Source organism: Paraburkholderia sp. RL18-101-BIB-B (genome assembly GCF_046026985.1).
Classification (GTDB): Bacteria; Pseudomonadota; Gammaproteobacteria; order Burkholderiales; family Burkholderiaceae; genus Paraburkholderia.
The window spans coordinates 34,591-52,805 of the sequence record NZ_JARESV010000022.1; the positions used below are offsets into that span (position 1 = coordinate 34,591).

The following is an 18,215-nucleotide window of genomic DNA, read 5'->3' on the forward strand; positions in this document are numbered from 1 at the left end:
TGCGCCTCCGCGGATGACGCGGGAGAGGATAATCGGACCTTGGGACTGCCGGCATTACCACCTCTGGGGACACCGGAACTCGATTAGTTATCGGTCCAATGGCAAGAGTTTAGTGACCAACAGAACAAAGCCAATCGGGGTTTCCTGATTATTAAAAAACTTGATACTGCGCTATGGATAAGCTGACAGTGGGCTTTTCCTCGGGGAATTTCGGTTGCGCAAATCTTTTTGAAGAGACGTGCGTAGAGGACAAACTCGATATGAACCGCAGCCTTCCAGCGCCGAAAACCAGAACCCGCTACTGACTCCGTCTTCGACGGCGGTCGCCGCGTTCGCGCTCCTGCTGGCGCTTCGCCAAGAACAACTTTGTGTCTCTTGAGAGTACGTGCACGATGGCGTTGGAGTTTGATCGTGGTATGAATTGGACGTGACGCCACTGGCAGCGGCTTCGTACGGCGACAGTTTCCGTGGATTGGACAGCGACGTGTTACGTGGCCCTGGCAGAGAACATCCCAAGGATTTCAACGGCTTCCACCAACAGCAGTATCTGGTCGCCGTCTCTATTGTTGTCGTTTTGAAAACTGTGAATTCACCGTGGCTGCGTTGATGTCCAGTGCATAGTGCTTAAAATGGATTGTGTGAGCAAACGGCTCGCGCGCATCAGAGTGGTAACAGAATCGCATGATTCAACGATGTGGAGCATCAGATGGACATCCTTGACCTGGCTCGGAAATCGGGCATGACAGTGGTGCTTGACGCGAAGATTGGACGTCAGGAGTACCGCACAGTGCACGGCTCAGTCGCGGCGCTCGAGCGCTTCGCCGAGCTTCTCGCCGCGTCCATGCACGATGAGCTGGCGGAGCAGGATTGATACGCGTTGACAGCAACCTCAAACAGGAATCGCAATGAACTACGACTCATCGAAATCCAGAAACATCGGCCGCGCTGAGCGCACGAACGACCATTACGATGGAGGTTCGCCCTCCGAAGAGGTCGCACAGGCGGTCGCCAAAAAAAGTGACGCAGCAAGGAACTGGGCGTGGGCGCACAGCAACGAATCGTACGATTGGATGGACTCTCATAGTCTCTTCAACACCCGGGACTCGATTCATTGAGCGATTTACCAGGGGGCAACGGTTTTGCGCGATCGCAGCGTTGAACTGTATCGATCTTTGAAGTTGGCTTAACCCATCTCGAGCAGCAGACTGTCGGCGTTCATCTCGATCTGTCTGACGTAGACGGATGCAAAAGTGTCACTATTTCGAGACCGATCAAAAGTTGAGGAGGTCGATTTCGTCTGACCGCACTGGCTGATGGCAGGGTTACAGGGTCTGTTCTGTTCGTTGCTCGGTCCCGGCCTGGTCATGGTACCGCGGTGCATTCACCGTGTCGCGAGGCGGCTATCTTGAACCCCGAGATGCGATGTGAAGAGAATTCCCCGTTCAAAACCGTGACTCTGACCTGCGCCATGCAATGCGCTCCTTTGTCAGTCCAGCGCATCTGTCGCTTCGTGGCCATACGGTAGCTGACAACCTGGTTCACCGCAGACTCGGCGATGCTGCTGCTGATCGGCAAGGCCTGACGATGCCGCGCGCTGTAGTTGACCAACGTGCGCGTGTTGTTCCTCAGGTAACTGGAGACGGTATTCAGATTCCACCACAGCGTTTTGAATTCGTATCCTTCTCTCGCCAGCAACCGACTGTCGAGCGCCTTGATCCGCTCGACCGCCTTGCTGCCCTTGCCATGCCAGACCAACCACTTCGCGTGCGTGATTTCGGTCTCCACTGACTCCTGGTCCATCGAGTCGATCATCTTGCTGCCGAACACGGAACGCTGCGTCGCCTGGAACTTCATCGCAATGTGGAACCAGTCGAAGATCCGGCCCCGAGCCGGTTGACTGCCCTCGACCGTCTTTGCAAATTCACCAGCGTCGTCGCTGATCACGGTCACGCGTTCATCGCTCGCCACACCGTTCCAGCTGAGGAACTGATCGAGTCGCGCTGCAGCCGAGGTAACCTCCCTGTGCGCAATCACAGCCAGAACTCCGTCACCTTCCTCGACCGTATCATTGTCTCCGTCGGCCAACCTTGCTTCGATGATCAACCGCATGGCTTGCTCCCACCGTTGCGAGACCGATCAGCCTACTCCAGACGAAACCGATGCCGCTGTCGGAAGCAAAAACGCTCCTCCGCGGGAGCCTCCCCAACTTTTTGCACGCTCTCCTTTACGACCACGCGCCGATGGAAAGCTTCTGGGGCTCGCCCAAGACCGACCTCGCCACGCGCCAGGACGCCCGCGAACAGGCTCGTCTGGGCTACCTGTCTCCTGCCGCCTTCACGCAGCCGTTATTCAAAAATCAACCCGCTGCTTAACCGGTTGGCCTCCGCCATTGGCGACCGACCTCAATAATCCCGCGGCGCAATGTGAGCGAGGCGGGTCAGCAGATCGGACGTTGTGCCCACGTCAGCATATTTTTCGGACATGTCGAACAGGTTCACCGCATGTGAAGTCAGGCTACGGTCATACACGCAGTCTTGCGGGACGAACACTCGAAAGTTCAGCGAAAACGCGTCGACAACGCTTCCGCGCACGCATCCACTCGTGGTGCAGCCCGTCACAATCAAAGTATCAGCCTGCGCGTCGATCAGATGGCTGGCGAGCGCGGTCCCAAAAAACGCGCTCGGATGTTTTTTTGGCAGCAGAACGTCGCCGTCGCGCGGCGCAACCTCTTCGACGAAATCGTAGCCCCGAGCGGGAATGTTCATTATTGACGGGATTTTTTCTGCCAGTCGTCCGCCCTCTGTGGACTTTTTGGGCGCGACATGCGGGTACAGTACGGGCCAGTTTTTCGCCCGGAACACTTCGAGCAACTCTGCAATGTGGTCCACCGCGGCCCAACCCACGTCCCCGCAACTCGTCGGGAATTCCTTGATCGATTCCCAGAAGGGCTGACGTTTGGTGCCGACAGTTCGGTACTGTACGTCAATGATCAGCAAGGCGGGACGCTTGCCCAGGCCGGACGGACGCCCGAAACCGGCAGCACGGTATTTTCGCTGCTCGTCATCCAAGATGATGTTTTCCCAAGGTTTCATGCAAATGCTCTCCGTATTCTCCATGGTTCAAGTAGGGCCAGCACGTCACGGCTTAAGCGCCGATCCCGCGGTTTCTTTAAGCGTGAAGGCTGAAAAAAGCGTCACAACGGCCGTGCCGATAAGAAAATAGGCTGGGGCGATCGACGAACCCGTCACAGATACGAGCCACGTGCAAATAAGCGGCGCAGTTCCGCCCGCGACGACGCCGCCGATGTTGAATCCCAACGCAACGCCGGTATAGCGGACGCGGGTCGGAAACAGCTCGGCCATCGTTGAAAACGCGACGCCCATCAGGGCCGATTCAATCAGACCCAGTACAATCTGCATGCCAACGGCAGTCAAGCCGCCAGCATTCATCAAGTTGAAGCACGGTACCGCGAGCACCAGTGCGGCCAGGCTCGACACGACGAAGACTGGCCTGCGCCCTACCCTGTCTGACAGCGCACCAAACAGTGGCATGCAAACGACAGAGACGGCCAGCGTCAGCGTCGTAGACCAGAAAGCAAGCTTCGAACTCACTCCGACCACGCGCTGCAAGTGGATGTTCACGTACACGTACGCGATGTAGTAAAGCGAGAACAGCAGGATCGATAGCCCTATGCTTTTGGCAAGGGGCCCACTATAAGACCGGAGCAGTTCGATAACCGGCGCGGATTCGGTCCTGTCGCTCTCAGACAGCACCTGAAACGATTTGGCCTCTGTGAGTCGGGAACGAATCCAAAGTCCGATCACACCAATCGGGATCGCCACCAGGAAAGGGACCCGCCATCCCCATGTGGTCATATCAGCTTTCGAAAGAGTCTGGTTCAATGTGGCAACGACAATCGAGGCCAGCAGAATGCCCGCAAGCGCGCCGGTCTGAGTCGTAGAACACAGAAGTCCCCGCCGGTGTGCAGGTGAATGCTCCGCGACAAACGCGATTGCGCCGCCCAACTCGCCGCCCGCAGCAATGCCCTGCATGCATCGCGCAAGAACTAACAGGGCACTTGCGCCTACGCCAATCGCCGCATAGGTGGGAAGAAAACCAATCAGTCCACTTGCCACAGACATCAACAACACGGTCGCGGCGAGTGCGTTCTTTCTGCCGAAGCGATCACCAAAATGACTGAATACCAATCCGCCAACCGGTCTCAGCACAAACGCAATCGCGAAAGCTGCCAGCGTGTTCAAGATTGCGGAGGTTGGATTGCCGGAAGAGAAGAACTGGGTAGCGAGGATCACTGCGACGTAGCCGTACACGCCAAAGTCGAAGTACTCCACGATCGAGCCCACCGCGCCCGCGACAACAATACGCGGGGAAATTCGCGCTGGAAAAGGCGCATCCAATTCGGACGTGCGATCGATGTCCAGCGCGGGCAGGCTTTGAGTGCCAAGACTTGCTTGTGTTTCCATGATTCTTTTCCTTGCAAGCGTTCGTTACGATGAACTTGCTTAACGCGACGTCAACGGACGCGACAGGTAGCGCCCATACCCGGGCTTTCCAACGATCTCGCCGTCCAGCATGATCGTCTCTCCACGCACAATCGTGCGCACGGGCCAGCCTTTCAGCGACCAGCCGTCATAGAGGCTGTAGTCCGAGTACGAACCGAGCTCTTCTGCACGCACTACCCGACTGAGGTTGAGATCGACAAACGTCAAATCAGCGTCGGCGCCCACCGACAGTGAGCCTTTCGCCGACGCCATGCCGAAGATTTGCGACGGAGCTTCAGTCAGTACCTCGGCTATTCGTGACAAACTCAGCCGGCCCTTGTGGTAACCCTCGCTGAGCAGCACCGGCAAGATTGTCGCCGTGCCGGGGAACCCTTGCGAGGCAAGCCAGAAAGGACGCTCCTTGGTGGCTTTCTTGCGCGGCACATGGTCGGAGGCGACTACGTTTATGCTGCCATCCTGCAGGCCTTCCCACATCGCCGCCACGTCGTCCTTGCTGCGAAACGGCGGGTTCGCGCGACCCAATGAGCCCAGTTGCGAATCTTCATCGTGCGTCAGATAGTGCGGGCACGTCTCGACATATACATGTGGATAGCGCTCACGCCAACGACGTACTTCATCAAGCGCCATACGCGTGCTCAGATGCGGGATATAGATGTGCGCGCCGAAATGCTCGGCAAAATACATCGCACGGATACAACTCTCGGCCTCGGTGAAAGGTGGCTTGACGGACGCCCAATCCTTGAGCGTCGGTGCGTCGAGATCCTTCATCGCCGTACGCAGACGGTTGACGATCTCGATGTTCTCGGTATGGCACACGACCTTTACCCCGTCCATACAGCCCGCCGTCCTGAGCAAATTGAACAGATACCCGTCGTCCGTTCCGTCGAGACCGAGATAGCGTCCTTCCTCGCCCTTGAAGTTCATGAAGTACTTGAACGACGTCACGCCGTAGTCGCGCACGTAGGCCGCCATGTCGCGCACGTGTTCTTCGTTCGCGACACTGAAGTGAAATCCGTAGTCAATATGTGCGCGAGCCCGTGCGTATTCCTGTTCGCGCTCGAAAACTGCGCCGTACGCTTCGTTGTTGAGGAAGTAGCCGAGAATCGACGTAAAGCCGCCTTGTGCGGCATACGCGGTCTCCGTCGAATACTCGGTGATCTTCTCGCCGAATCCGAAATGGACATGTGCGTCGATCAGGCCCGGGAAGATATGCAGGCCCTGTGCCTCTATGACAGATATCGACGCATCCACCGGTGTTCCCGGCAAGAACCGGCCGGCAATCTTGCCGTCCCGGATCAGCAGGTCGAGCGGTGCCGGGTCCTTTCCCGCCTCGACGATCTGCGCATGGCGTACGACGAATTCCTTACTCATCTTGAAGACTCCGCAAATACTGTGATCAATGTTGTCCGGGCAATATACGGTCGAGTTCGTCCAGATTGCGGGGCAGCAATCCCGCCTCATCTATCCGCAAAGCACGCAAGCTCGACGCCAGCCAGTCGCGTTCGAGCGCCTCGCCGATAACCGTCAATCGCGCACGGTTATCACCGATGGGCCAGCGCAAAAGCGTCTCCGGCGGATAGAAGTGCGTGCCGACACCCTGAATCAGCACGGCCGCCTGAGTCTCTTTCAGGCGAAATAATCCCTTGCAGCGCAGCAACCGTGCGCCGTATCTTTCGACGACCAGTTGCCACCACGCCGCGATGCCGGGCCACGAGGTGTCTCCATCGATCCAGAAGCTCTCTGCGCCTACTGACGTCTCATGCACGCCACGGGCGTGATCGTGGTGCCCGTGCTCATGCTGATGGGCCAGCGCTTCCAGCGGCGCAATCGGCACTCTGTCGGGCGTCGCCTCGCAGAAGGCGGCGTGAAGCGCGTTATCGGCTGCCGCATCGATCCGGCTTGCTCGCGGATTCATCGCGATCGTCATGGTGCCCACAGCGGACACTTGCGCCGCGTCCACCAGATCCGTCTTGGTTATCACCAGCACGTCCGCCACCGCGATTTGCCGAGCGGTCTCGCGCTGCATCCTGATCTGCTCTGCGGCCAATCGGGCGTCGACCGTGGTGATCACGCGTCCGAGTGCAATGTAGCCCGCGAGCGCCCTATCACCGATCAGCGAATGCAGGACGGGCAATGGCTCGGCGAGTCCTGTCGTTTCAACAACCACCTTGCGCAGTGGCATACCGATCCGCTTTGCCTGTGCGGCAATATTGAGCAAGGTCTCGCGCAGCGCGCCGTTCAATGAGCAGCACAGGCACCCCGAGTCAAGCAGCAACACGTTGTCCGACACCTCACCGAGGATCACCTGATCGATACCGATTTCACCCACCTCGTTGACCACGACGGCCGTCCCCAGAGCCTCGGAGCTCTTCAGGAAACGATTCAGGAAGGTTGTTTTGCCGCTGCCGAGGTAGCCGGTCAGCACGTCGCAAGGAATCGGCGCGCCGTGCTGAGACACTTCCCCGGCTACATCGTGGAGTTTTTCCATGATCATTTAAATCGTTACGTTTAGCGATACATCGTTACGATCAGCATAACACGCTAATTTTTTTGTTTGCAACTGGCCGCAGCGAAGTCGCTTGATGGGCGTCGCGGCCTGCTAATCTCTCGTTTCACGCGTGAAAAAGAGAAGGACGTATGACGGAGAAGAAGCTGAATTCGGTGGATGCGGTCAAGGTATCGGTGCGCATCATGGAAGCAATGGCGCTGGCTCAACGCGCTATGGGCGTGACTGAACTGGCGGACTTGCTTTCAGAAACGAAACCGCGCGTGCATCGACATCTCGTGACGCTGAAGGAAGTCGGCATGATTGAGCAGGACGCCTCCAACGATCGGTACCGATTGGGATGGAGAATTTTTCAGCTGGGCGAAGCGGCTGGAAACCAGTTTGATCTACGCCGCCTTGCTCAACCCTATCTGCTCGACCTGCGCGACGCGTTGCATGAAACGGTCGTGTTGGCCGTACCTACCAATGGCCTGCCGATGGTGATCGACTCGGTCGACAACATCTATGCGCGCATCTGCGTGAGCGTCAAACCGGGGAACCGGCCGCCACCGCATTGCTCAGCGCTTGGCCGCGTCACAATGGCATTTGCCACTGAGACTGAGCGTCAGGCGCTGGTCGGGGATTTACTGAAGGAAGACTTGAGCTTTTCCAAAGCGGCGCTGACGCGACTCGAGAAGCGCCTTGCACGCATTCGCTCAACGCGGTTCGATGTTTGCGCCGGAGAAATGATGCCAGGTATCAATACACTGGCCGTGCCGGTCTTCCGCGACGGCGCGACGCTCGCCGGCGTGATCGCAATCATCGGCTCCGTCGAGAGCATCACTGAGCCGCCTGCGGTGAAACAACTCAGTCTGCTGCACCATGCTGCATCCGAACTATCGCGACATCTTCACGGCGACGTCTATGCCCTCGATGTCGGCGGCACGCCTGCCTAAACGCTCAGCACGTTCCGCCAGCTGTTCAGGCACATGACTGGCCGGACGACTTAGGCGGGCGACGCGGAAGTCGTGCGAGCCTCGCCAACTTTTGCGCGCTCTCTACTTCTAATCAGACATGCCATGTCCATTCATGTTCGTTGCGCGCGTAACTTCAATAGCGCCAGCACGCCATCGATAGTGGGCGTTTCAAGCCCGGCAACATCGCGCATCGCCTGGATCGAATCGACGATCACCTCGTACTCGAGCGGTCGTCCACGCTCCAGATCCTGAAGCATCGACATCTTGTGATGCGGCGCTGCGCGTGCCGCCGCCATGCGCTCAGAGCTCGCGATGGGTGGTGCGCCGCCTAATGCTGTCGCGACGGCATCGGCCTCGGACATCATGCGCCGGAGGAGTCGCAGCAATTCGGGACTGTCGCTGATTTCGCCCCGTGTCGCCAACGTTAAAACCGCAACCGCATTCCAGCACATGCTGCTTATCATCTTGATCCACGGCCAGCTGCGAATGTTGTCCACCACGGGCGAATCGAAACCCGCCGCGATCATCGCCTCAGACAATCGCTTCACATCCGAACGACATCGAGCAGGATTTTCTTGCCGTCCTTATACGAGAACACCGAGATCGCACCGTGCCTGAGATCGCCCTGTGCCGTGAAGCTCGTCTCGCCGATCACACCCTTGTAGTCGGCGGACGGCATGGCGGCCACTACCTTTGCCGCGTCGATCGAGTTTGCCCGCTTCATCGCGTCGACGATGATGTACACCGCGTCGTAAGCAAAGGGCGCATAAACCTGTAACGGCTGATGGAAACGCGCCTCGTACTTCCGTGCAAACGCCGCACCGCCAGGCATCTTTTCCAAGGCCATGCCGGCCTCCGAGCAAACCACGTTATCCGCTGCCGCGCCCGCCAGCTTGGGGAGGTCTGAAGAACAAACGCCATCGCCGCCCAGAATCTTTGCCCTCACACCCAACTGTCGCGCCTGCTTCGCGAACGGCCCGCCGGTTGCGTCCATTCCGCCGTACAGGATCGCGTCCGGATTTTCGCCCTTGATCTTCGTGGCGATTGCGCGAAAATCGATCGCCTTGTCGTTCGTGGCGTCGCGTGACACGACCTTCAGGCCGGCGGCTTTAGCCGCTTTCTCGAACTCATTGGCAAGACCTTGTCCGTAGGCTGTCGAATCGTCCACGATCGCAATGGTTCTCACACCGAGGCTCTTGCCAGCGTAGATGGCCAGCGCGGGGCCTTGTTGCGCGTCGGTGGCGACAACCCGGTACGTCGTGTTGAAGCCCTGCTGCGTATAGGTCGGATTCGTCGCTGCCTGCGAGATCTCGACGATGCCGCCATCCTTGTAAATCCGCGACGCGGGAATCGAGGTGCCGGAATTCAGGTGACCAACGACGCCGACTACCTTATCGTCGACGAGTTTCTGCGCAACCTGGGTGGCAGTACGCGGATCGCCCGCATCGTCTTGTGCATCGAGCTGCAATGTGATTCGCTTTCCTCCAATCACGAGGCCCTGTGAGTTGATTTCTTCGACCGCGAGCCGCGCGCCGTTTTCGCTGTCCTTACCCAGGTGCGCGATGGCCCCTGTGAGCGGCGCGACGTGACCGATTCGCACCACCTCCTCGGCGTGAGCAGCGAACGAGCAAGCGATTGCGGCAGCCGCGACCGCGATTTCCTTGTAATGCTGAGTCATGTCCCCTCCTCTTCGTGCGGCGCCAAAGGCGCCTGTTCAATCAATGACGAATCGCGTCAGCCAGCGCGGTATCGACGCGCTTCAACGGTTCACACGAGGTGCTACCGATCGCCACGCCATAGAGATTCTTCGGGTCAGGCGGCGTGGGAATAAGATCGAGTTCGATGCCGATGTTCCGTTCGCGTGACGCGGCATTGAGGTAGCGCAGCGCGGAGAAGTCTTCCAGCGCGAAACCGACCGAGTCGAACACGGTGACCTGCGAGGCGGATTCGCGGCCTTTTTCCGCGCCGGACACGATCCGGTGGAACTCGACAACAGGAAAGTCCGGCGTGAGCTGCTGAATATCGCCTTCGATGCGCGTCTGCGGCTCGTACTCGACAACGACACGTGCGCGCCGGAGAACATCGGCATGCAATTCCGTCTTGCCGGGACAATCGCCGCCGACGGCGTTGATATGCATGCCGTCTTCGATCATCTCCGGCGTCAGAATCGTCGCGTTTGTCTTGTCCGCGGTAACCGTGGTCACGATGTCCGCGCCGCGGACCGCGTCCGCCGCGGAGTCGCTCCGGATCACTCGAAGCGTCCTGTACGGCGCGAGGTTGTGCACGAGCTTTTCCGTCGCGGTCTCGTCGACGTCGAAGACTCTGATCTCGTCGATGCCCAGCATCTCGTGAAACGCAATGGCCTGAAATTCGCTTTGGGCTCCGTTGCCGATCATGGCCATCGTGCGCGAGGCCGGTCGTGCAAGGTAGCGTGCAAATAGCACTGAAGTCGCGGCCGTCCGAATCGCCGTCGTCAACGTCATCTCGCTCAGGAGCAACGGATAGCCCGTGTCCACATCCGCCAGCACGCCGAATGCCATGACCGTGAGCAGATCAGACTGTGTATTCTTAGGATGCCCATTGACGTACTTGAACGAATACAGCCGGTTATCCGACGTCGGCATCAGTTCAATCACGCCATCAGTCGAATGGCTTGCCAGCCGGGCAGTCTTTTCGACGTATCCCAACGGCGATAGTCCTGTTCGATGTAAGACGCCATGGTCGTCAAAACTCGTGTCATGCCGACCTCGGCGACCAGCTTTGAAACATCCTTTACATCTATGTATCGCGTCATGCTTTTAGCTCCTTGTGTGCGGGCGACGGTCAGATCGCAAAGCGACGAATCGGTAAAACAACATCAGGCTCTGCCTTCAAAGCCCAACAGAACGTTGACCGCGTTGATTCCAATCTCGTCGACCATATATCCGCCCTCCATCACGAAAAGCGTGGGGACGTTGAAGCTTGCGATCGCCTCGCCGATGCGCAGATAGTCTGGCGTGCGCAGGCGGAAGTGGCTGATGGGGTCGTCTTCGAACGTGTCGACCCCAAGAGAAATGACCAGTGCGTCGGGTGCATGCTGCCCGATCGCCGTGCCGGCGTGGCGCAGCGCGTGGTCGAAGCCTTCCCAGGCCGTTCCCCTCGGAAGGGGCAGGTTCAGGTTGAAACCCTCTCCCGCGCCGACGCCACGTTCGTCGGCATGCCCCGAGAAATATGGATAGGACACCGTGGGATCGCCATGAGTCGACACGAATAGAACATCAGGTCGATCGTAGAAAATGTCTTGCGTGCCGTTGCCGTGATGGAAGTCGATGTCGAGAACGGCTACGCGCTTTGCGCCGCCGTCGATGCAATGCTGGGCCGCAATCGCCGCGTTGTTCAAGTAACAATAGCCGCCCATGTATTCACGACCAGCATGGTGACCGGGCGGGCGGCAAAGCGCGAATGCGGCGCGCGCGCCACCCAACAACGCATCCATGCCGGTCAGTGCTGAGTTGGCACTGGAACTGATCGCGGCCCACGTACCCGCGTTGATGGGGGAACCGGCGTCCATCGAAAAGAAGCCAAGCTTGCCATCGATGAATTCGGGCAACTCGTGACCGGGCAGTCCCCTCACGGGCCAGACGAGTGGCAGAGCCTGACAGGTTCTGCCCGTTGCAAGCCACTCGTGCCACGCTCCTGCCAGAAAGTCGACGTACCGCTGGCTGTGCGCGCCTGCGTAGTCCGCGCATTGGTAGGCCTTCGGGCTGATGACATCGCCGAGTCCGGTTGCCCTCACTTGCGCAAGCACCGTCTCGGCGCGGAGGGGCTTCTCGAAGGAATCGGAGATGGCGCCGTCCTTTAGTTCGACGCCATGGTGCAAGCGATGATCGCTACTGTAAATGGTGAGCATGGTTGACTGCCGCGTTGAAGACAGCCAACAGTTTATTGAGCGGCGGCCGCATTGGTTTTGCTTTCGGATGCGGAAAAGCCTAATATTTTGGGAAATTTGTCTAACAGGAATGAAAGATGAGCACAAATCGCCCAAAAATAGAAATGGACGCTGTCGACCGCTCGATGTTGCGCCTGCTTCAGGACGATGGTGCCGTGTCGAATGCCGCACTCGGTGAGAAACTCTCGCTGAGCGTGACGCCATGCTGGAGGCGGCGCAAGCACCTGGAAGACGAAGGTGTGATTACCGGTTACCAGGCGAACATCGACCGGCGCGCGGTCGGCCTGAATCTTCTTGCGTTCGTGCATCTCCGGTTCAATGTGCACTCGGACAAAACCGCGGATAACTTCGAGGCCGTCATCCGCGGTCGACCGGAAGTTCTCTCGTGCCACAAAATCACAGGCGATGCGGACTATATTCTGCAGGTGGTCGCCGCTGATCTGGACGCATACGGTGAATTTGTCGAGCGGGTGCTACGACGGCAGCCGGGCATCGCGTCGATACAATCGAGTCTTGCGCTACGCGAGGTGAAGTTTTCGTCCCGGGTTCCGATTCCTGACGCCTGAACACATCACTCAAAAGTGGGCTGCCGATTCGCCACTCGTTGCGACTCAACTCGGAGCGGGCTGTCAACGCGCGCTCGACCACCACGCGCTGCACCCCGTTGTGGACCCTCGCCCTAGCCGCGCGTGCGTCCGATATCCGTTCGGAAGAGCATTCTCTCGATGACTTCCGCCCTGCTTGCTGGCCGCATTGAACTACCCCTCGAGATGTCCCGAAAGGAAAAGGGCCAGCTAACAGCAGAGATCTCTGCCGAGATACGCAGCGACCGCCCCTGTCAGCGCGATGCCGTGCAATTCCTCCGGCGATACCAGATGCGCGGCGATAATCTCACGATTATCAAGCCGCAACTCGGGTATGCAATCGAGGTGCAGTTCAAAGAAATGCACCCGGTCTCTTCGCCCATCCCAAATGCCGCAGGCGCTGCCCGCGGGAAGTAATGGGTACGACGAGAGACCAATCTCCTCCCCCATCTCGCGCTGCGCCGCTGTATCAGGTGTCTCACCGGGCCGGACACTACCGCCGGGAAAATTCCACTCTGCCCGGTACGATGACTCCACCAGTAACAGCGCCCGCCCGACGTAGATTGCTACTAGTGCTCCCTCATGCCGAGGCCGTCGAAGGTGCCACCAGGCGCGAGCGAACGGGAATCCAAGACGAAGCACCATGCGCCAGACAGAGTCGATAGGTATAGCTGGTCGCACTTGCTCAAGGCTCCGCATGAGGTCTCCCCTCCCTTATAATCCCTGCATTGATAGTGATTTCACCGGCGGAGAGCCCCACTTTATGAGTCAAGCACACGGGCGATACTCGGGATCTCGGGACAAGGGCCCGCGTCAGTCGCGCCAACCTTCAAAAACGACATCTTACCGACAGAACAAATCATACGTAAAGGCGCCACCTGCCCGAGACCCGGCCCAGACGGCGTCTATTTTCAAAACGCGTTCCTTTAAATTTTTGGTCGATGCAGTGGGCGCGGAGAACATCGCACTAGGACTCGATTCCAACCTGACGCGCGTAACCGAATTGATGAATGGCGAGAGATTCACACCTGAGACGGCCTTCCACATCGAAACGACGCTCGGGCTACCGGATGGGTTTTTCGATCAACCTCATCCCACCCTCCCGTCCGAGACCATCAGTCGCTTGAGGGCGCCGCTCGACTTTATTCACCCGAATGCTGAACCGGAATCAGCGCACGGGCAGGTATTGGAGACGGCTCCCGCCACACAGGCGAATTCCCGCCCTACCCCCACAGATCGTTTGCCCAGGGAATCAGAAATGTCAAAGAGGACAGATGGCAGTTCGACAAAGGCCGCCGCGAAGAGTAATCCCGCAGGGGCAAAGCCTGCCACGACTCCCCCGTCGAAATCTGCGTCAGCGAAAGCCAAAGCGTCTCCAAAGTCAGGGACTCAGCAATCGTTGCCACTGAACGACGTCGCAGCGTTGGAAAACATCCGTCGTGCCAATCTGCATGTGCTTACCCACCGTAAGGGATCGAAGGTGCGGCTCAGCGCAGTAGTGAGTATCAGCGCCTCCAACCTCGACAATCGTCTGTATGGACAGAAGCGCATGGACGACGCCGAAGCCAACCGCTTCACCGAACGTCTTGGTCTGCCAACCGGTTGGCTGGACGTTCCCCGTTCAGTCAGAGACATCCCTGAATCGGTCTCGGCTCTGCTTGATCCAGATCCACGGTCCGGTCGACATGCGACTGATCAGCAGGAACTACCAACTGCTTTAAAACCGGAAGCTACGGTGGCAAGAAAGTCTGCGGTTAAGAAAGCGAAAACCGCGCGCCGTCGAAACACCGACCCGTCGGAGGCAGATCACACGGGCGTCGCCGCCGAAACGAAGGCAGTTGTGGAGCAACAGGATGCGATGCTCCCATCAGCCGCCGATCCGGACGTTCGGCAAGCTGTTGACCGCGATGTCCCGTCGTCCGCCTCTCACCCGCAGCCTGCGCTGGCCTCCGTCACAGAGGTTATCGCGGAGCCACACCGTTATGCTTCCGTGACGAGCCTGGACGATCTGATAGGTATTGAACCGATAGCAGAGGCGCTGATCAAGACGCTCGCGGGTAAGGCACGCACCGGCCGCCTGGACGAGATGAAAGCGTTGGAACTCTTGCGGCAGATCGTGGCGCTCTGACCTCAATCGACAATTCACCGGTATTCCACGGCCGCCGGAGATTCCGCCGGAACGGAGTGCCTTTCCAGCAAACGCTGCGTATCCGATCATTGAGATGGGAACTGCGCCTCGTCACATGGCGGGTTTGCTGGAGTGTCGTGCGAGATCTTCGCGAACGTCACTTAACGGTCGGTAAGCGCCCGCCGCCATGATACCCAGCGGTCACTTACTGCTTGCCGGAAGCGAGCTGCTGGTTGCGCTCGGCAAGAAACTGGATCAGACCGTCAACACCGCTTTCCTTGATCTTGTCACTGAACTGCTGCCGATATGTCTGGATTAGCCAGACGCCGAGCACATTCAGGTCATACAACCGCCAGCCCTGCGGCGTGCTGTACAGCCGGTAGTCGATCTCTGCTGGTTCGCCGTTCCTGATTGCAACCGTGCGCACCACCACGTCCGTATCGGTTGGAGCGATGTGTATCGGCGGGTAGTCGATCCGTTGGTCTGGACGGAGCTGACCGATAGCACCCGAATAGGTGTGGATCAGGAGCATCTTGAACTGTTCGACCAGTTGCTGCTGCTGCGCGGGCGTAGCCGTCCGCCAGTAACGGCCCATCGCCAGTGACGTGGTGCGGTGAAAATCGGTGTAAGGAAGAATGTCCCGGTTTACGATATCAATGATGCGAGGAATATCGTCTGGCGCGATCGCTCGGGTCCGCACCTCGTCGAGTATCTGTTGCGTCGCGGTCTTGATCAGCAGCTGAGGCTCAGATTGGTCGACTTGCGCGTACGCCGCACCGCCGAACGACAACAACGCTGCGCAAAGAGTCAGTAGAGAAAGTGTCTTCATGTGCAGAATCCTGGCTGGACGCGTTGGCTTGCTGCTACGAAGTATCCTCCATCTACGCCCGAATGCGTCGCGGCAGCACTCGTCGCTGTTTCAAGTCCGAAGGCCATCATGCACTCGCTCACAGGCACTAACCGAATCTCGGTCAGATCACCAGCACGCGTTTAGCGATGCGCGTGGCCGCTGTCTTCGTCGTGAGGCGCCGCTATTTGAACTTGACGAGATCCTTGAAGATCAGTTGCCCCCAGGTATTCCCCCTACCTTGGACAAGCAAGCCGCCATCCTTGAGCGGTCCTAGCGCAATCGGCGCGAAACCGAGTTGTTCGGCCAAAGCAGCGACCGATGCCACCGCATTTTCGTCATCGCTCGACAAAAACACGACGCGGCTGCCGCCATTCACGCTTGGATCAGCGGCCAGAACGGCAGCGGGCAGATGGTTAAAGCCCTTTACGAACCTGGCGCCGGTAAACGCTTTGGCGACAACCGCGGCCGACGGCAGACCTTCCAGGTCTGCAACGGGAACACCGTAAGCATTGGTCGTATCGATGATTGTCTTGCCCTGCCAGGCTGGGATCTGCTTCGCGACTTCGCGATGTTCCCAGAACGGTACCGCCAGGAAGATCGTGTCGGACGAGATTGCATCCTGCAGCGTCCCGGGGACAACGGTGCGGCCAATCGCTTGTGCCTGCTGCATCAACGTCTCGGGAGAGCGCCGGCTGGCGACGGTCACATCGATGTTCTTTCTTGCAAACGCTCGGGCGAGTGCCTGACCTACCGCGCCAAAGCCAATAATTGAATAGCTCATGCGAACTCTCCATTCCGTATTGACAAGGAATCCATATTTATCGACCCAAATCGGATCATCTTCGTCGAGTTGACAGGTCCTTCTACACGCTTTTCGGCGCGATTTCAGATGGCCGAGAAGCCGCCGTCGACAGACAACTCCACCCCATTCACGAAGCTCGAATCGTCTGAAGCAAGAAACAGCGCGACCGTCGCAATTTCCTCAGGACGACCCATCTTTCCCCGCGGAATCAGGGATTCGAACATCCGCTTCGCCTCCTCGGTGAGAACCTGGTCCTGCATCGGTGTGGCGATCGGCCCCGGGCTCAGCACGTTCACCCGGATATTCCTACCCTTCAGTTCGTTAAGCCAAGTGCGTGCGAATGAGCGCAACGCCGCCTTGCTCGCCGAATACACGCCATAACCAGGAAAGCCTTTCACCGAAGCAACGGACCCGGTCATGAAGATCGATCCGCCATCGTTGAACAGCGGCAACGCTTTCTGAACCGCAAACAGCGTTCCGCGCGTATTCAGACCGAAGATCGCATCGAAGTGCTGCTCGGTAATCTCGCCCAGAGGGACAGCTTCGCCCGTGCCTGCGCTCGCGAACAGGATGTCGATCTTGCCCTTTTCCCGCTTGACTGTATCGAACAGGCGGTCGAGGTCGTCCAGATTGGCCGCGTCGCCGCGCACGCCGGTCACGTTCCGGCCAATCAGCTTGACGGCCTCGTCGAGCGCCTCCTGCCTGCGGCCCGTGATGAAAACATAGGCGCCTTCTTCAACGAACCGCTTGGCGCTCGCCAGCGCCATGCCGCTCGATCCACCCGTGACGACTGCAACCTTACCCTCAAGCTTTCCCATGACATCTCCTTTCGTGGTGTCGGACAGCGTCTCTGTTCCAATTTGCACAAATGCGCTGTATCTTATGGATCAGTGATCCATATTCCGATTCAAATATATGGATCACTGATCCATTTGTCAAGGAAAGTTATGCGGGCCGACGCCAGAAAAAATTACAACCACCTGCTTGCAGTCGCACGTGACGTCGTCACCGAGAATGGCGCCTATGCATCCATGCGTGACATCGCCCGCCGGGCCGAGGTCGGGTTGGCCACAGTGTTGCGTCATTTCCCGACGCGAGAAGCCTTGTTCGAAGCGTTGCTGCGTGCGAATCTGGACGCACTGACGCAAAAGGCAGGCGAACTCGAAACGTCGAATCCGCCGGGCGAAGCGCTCGTGTCCTGGTTTCGCGAAGGGGTCGCATTCGTTCATAGCTATAGCGGCGTTGTCGCCTTGATGGCGAGCGCCCACGCGGACCCGGACTCCGCGCTTTACGCTTCATGTGCAGCGGTGCATGAAGCAGGCGAGCGACTACTGCGCCGCGCTCAGGGCGACGGAACGGCGCGCGCCGATATGGATGGGGTAGATCTGTTCGCCCTGATGTCGGCGCTCGGCTGGCTCGTCGACCAACCCTCATTCGCGTCACGGGCCGATCATCTCCTTCACGTTATTACGAGCGCCATCCTGACAAATCGGCCTGGCAACGATATCAAGAAGGCAACGTAACAGAGCGCAACGAATTGTTGTCTGCATTGCGTCGGATGGCGTCCTCTATGACCGGCGCCGGCGACACTATGCACAAACGTCCTGGCAAAGGTGACGAATGCACTGATCGTGTCGGGAGTTTTGAGCGGCTGTTATCCGCCGGGCTGGACAGCAGGACCACGCGGGACTCAACTAGGCACGGCGTGTATGGGGGCCGACACAGCGTTGGCGTGCCCGGGACCGCCCGTGATCGCGGCCATGCCTACTCTGCCGGTCATCCGCGCCAGTGAGTCGGCCATGTGAACGGTAACGGCCTCGTGCCTCGTATGTATCAGCTTGATTCCTGTCTCGAAGGACGCGCCGAAGACCGGCACGATGTGATTGCGCTAGACCGTAAGGATCTGCCCGACTCCATCCCGAAGCACAGTCTGCGGAG

The 18,215-nt window shown here is 58.6% G+C and carries 21 protein-coding genes and 1 pseudogene; 8 read left to right on the top strand and 14 right to left on the bottom strand.

All coding sequences use genetic code 11. The features are described from left to right. Positions 1–427: 427 nt before the first annotated feature. The 3 genes from P0D73_RS27040 (at position 428) to P0D73_RS27050 (ending at position 1,115) form a co-directional block, all read left to right on the top strand. Positions 428–607: a hypothetical protein gene (locus tag P0D73_RS27040; RefSeq protein WP_408178670.1), complete on the top strand. Its 180-nt coding sequence runs from the start codon at positions 428–430 to the stop codon at positions 605–607. A 99-nt stretch (positions 608–706) separates the two neighbouring features. Next, complete coding sequence (locus P0D73_RS27045; RefSeq protein WP_165923964.1) at positions 707–871, top strand: hypothetical protein; 165 nt, start codon at positions 707–709, stop codon at positions 869–871. 34 nt (positions 872–905) lie between these two features. Next, positions 906–1,115, top strand: coding sequence for a hypothetical protein (locus P0D73_RS27050; protein WP_408316160.1), 210 nt, complete (start codon positions 906–908; stop codon positions 1,113–1,115). Positions 1,116–1,362: 247 nt separating this feature from the next. On the opposite strand, the gene P0D73_RS27055 is transcribed toward P0D73_RS27050, so the two are convergent. After that, positions 1,363–2,109 (bottom strand): hypothetical protein, encoded by a 747-nt coding sequence (locus P0D73_RS27055; RefSeq protein WP_408178668.1) that lies wholly within the window; start codon positions 2,107–2,109, stop codon positions 1,363–1,365. A 50-nt stretch (positions 2,110–2,159) separates the two neighbouring features. On the opposite strand from P0D73_RS27055, the gene P0D73_RS27060 reads away from it, so the two are divergent. Further along, positions 2,160–2,372 (top strand): hypothetical protein, encoded by a 213-nt coding sequence (locus tag P0D73_RS27060; protein WP_459252079.1) that lies wholly within the window; start codon positions 2,160–2,162, stop codon positions 2,370–2,372. A 30-nt stretch (positions 2,373–2,402) separates the two neighbouring features. Here the strand turns inward: P0D73_RS27060 and P0D73_RS27065 are convergent, their stop codons facing one another. Genes P0D73_RS27065 through P0D73_RS27080 form a run of 4 tightly spaced genes read right to left on the bottom strand, consistent with a single transcriptional unit; the run spans position 2,403 to position 7,017 of the window. Then, positions 2,403–3,092, bottom strand: coding sequence for an isochorismatase family protein (locus tag P0D73_RS27065; RefSeq protein ID WP_408316162.1), 690 nt, complete (start codon positions 3,090–3,092; stop codon positions 2,403–2,405). A 45-nt stretch (positions 3,093–3,137) separates the two neighbouring features. Further along, positions 3,138–4,484: an MFS transporter gene (locus P0D73_RS27070; RefSeq protein ID WP_408316164.1), complete on the bottom strand. Its 1,347-nt coding sequence runs from the start codon at positions 4,482–4,484 to the stop codon at positions 3,138–3,140. 39 nt (positions 4,485–4,523) lie between these two features. Then, complete coding sequence (locus P0D73_RS27075) at positions 4,524–5,894, bottom strand: dihydroorotase (protein ID WP_408178665.1); 1,371 nt, start codon at positions 5,892–5,894, stop codon at positions 4,524–4,526. Between the two features lie 25 nt (positions 5,895–5,919). Beyond that, positions 5,920–7,017, bottom strand: coding sequence for a CobW family GTP-binding protein (locus P0D73_RS27080; protein WP_408316167.1), 1,098 nt, complete (start codon positions 7,015–7,017; stop codon positions 5,920–5,922). Positions 7,018–7,160: 143 nt separating this feature from the next. Between P0D73_RS27080 and P0D73_RS27085 the strand changes: the two genes are divergently transcribed. Next, positions 7,161–7,964, top strand: coding sequence for an IclR family transcriptional regulator (locus P0D73_RS27085; protein WP_408316169.1), 804 nt, complete (start codon positions 7,161–7,163; stop codon positions 7,962–7,964). Between the two features lie 131 nt (positions 7,965–8,095). Here P0D73_RS27085 and P0D73_RS27090 read toward each other — a convergent pair whose 3' ends face one another. From P0D73_RS27090 to P0D73_RS27105, 4 genes and pseudogenes are all read right to left on the bottom strand, one after another. Next, the gene (locus tag P0D73_RS27090; RefSeq protein WP_408433484.1) at positions 8,096–8,512 is read right to left on the bottom strand and encodes a ketopantoate reductase C-terminal domain-containing protein; all 417 of its coding nucleotides are present in this window, start codon (positions 8,510–8,512) and stop codon (positions 8,096–8,098) included. Positions 8,513–8,529: 17 nt separating this feature from the next. Then, a complete protein-coding gene (locus tag P0D73_RS27095) occupies positions 8,530–9,663 on the bottom strand; it encodes a branched-chain amino acid ABC transporter substrate-binding protein (protein WP_408316173.1) in 1,134 nt (377 codons plus the stop codon). Positions 9,664–9,703: 40 nt separating this feature from the next. Continuing rightward, a pseudogene (gene ocd, locus P0D73_RS27100) lies at positions 9,704–10,779 on the bottom strand (ornithine cyclodeaminase). A 63-nt stretch (positions 10,780–10,842) separates the two neighbouring features. After that, positions 10,843–11,874, bottom strand: coding sequence for a histone deacetylase family protein (locus P0D73_RS27105; RefSeq protein WP_408178661.1), 1,032 nt, complete (start codon positions 11,872–11,874; stop codon positions 10,843–10,845). Between the two features lie 116 nt (positions 11,875–11,990). On the opposite strand from P0D73_RS27105, the gene P0D73_RS27110 reads away from it, so the two are divergent. Beyond that, a complete protein-coding gene (locus tag P0D73_RS27110; protein ID WP_168790669.1) occupies positions 11,991–12,479 on the top strand; it encodes an Lrp/AsnC family transcriptional regulator in 489 nt (162 codons plus the stop codon). A 228-nt stretch (positions 12,480–12,707) separates the two neighbouring features. Here P0D73_RS27110 and P0D73_RS27115 read toward each other — a convergent pair whose 3' ends face one another. Further along, a complete protein-coding gene (locus P0D73_RS27115; RefSeq protein ID WP_408178660.1) occupies positions 12,708–13,196 on the bottom strand; it encodes an NUDIX domain-containing protein in 489 nt (162 codons plus the stop codon). A 64-nt stretch (positions 13,197–13,260) separates the two neighbouring features. Here P0D73_RS27115 and P0D73_RS27120 point away from each other — a divergent pair, with 64 nt between their 5' ends. Next, entirely contained in the window at positions 13,261–14,625 is a 1,365-nt protein-coding gene (locus P0D73_RS27120) for a hypothetical protein (protein WP_408178659.1), read from the top strand. A gap of 205 nt (positions 14,626–14,830) precedes the next feature. Here the strand turns inward: P0D73_RS27120 and P0D73_RS27125 are convergent, their stop codons facing one another. The 3 genes from P0D73_RS27125 to P0D73_RS27135 all read right to left on the bottom strand — a co-directional run bounded on the left by P0D73_RS27125 (position 14,831) and on the right by P0D73_RS27135 (position 17,095). Beyond that, the gene (locus P0D73_RS27125) at positions 14,831–15,454 is read right to left on the bottom strand and encodes an MlaC/ttg2D family ABC transporter substrate-binding protein (RefSeq protein WP_408178658.1); all 624 of its coding nucleotides are present in this window, start codon (positions 15,452–15,454) and stop codon (positions 14,831–14,833) included. A 202-nt stretch (positions 15,455–15,656) separates the two neighbouring features. Beyond that, complete coding sequence (locus P0D73_RS27130) at positions 15,657–16,256, bottom strand: NADPH-dependent F420 reductase (protein WP_408178657.1); 600 nt, start codon at positions 16,254–16,256, stop codon at positions 15,657–15,659. A 104-nt stretch (positions 16,257–16,360) separates the two neighbouring features. Continuing rightward, entirely contained in the window at positions 16,361–17,095 is a 735-nt protein-coding gene (locus tag P0D73_RS27135) for an SDR family NAD(P)-dependent oxidoreductase (RefSeq protein ID WP_408178656.1), read from the bottom strand. Positions 17,096–17,224: 129 nt separating this feature from the next. Here P0D73_RS27135 and P0D73_RS27140 point away from each other — a divergent pair, with 129 nt between their 5' ends. Then, entirely contained in the window at positions 17,225–17,800 is a 576-nt protein-coding gene (locus P0D73_RS27140) for a TetR/AcrR family transcriptional regulator (RefSeq protein WP_408316179.1), read from the top strand. A gap of 167 nt (positions 17,801–17,967) precedes the next feature. On the opposite strand, the gene P0D73_RS27145 is transcribed toward P0D73_RS27140, so the two are convergent. Next, the gene (locus P0D73_RS27145; protein WP_408178654.1) at positions 17,968–18,153 is read right to left on the bottom strand and encodes a thiamine pyrophosphate-binding protein; all 186 of its coding nucleotides are present in this window, start codon (positions 18,151–18,153) and stop codon (positions 17,968–17,970) included. Positions 18,154–18,215 lie beyond the last annotated feature (62 nt).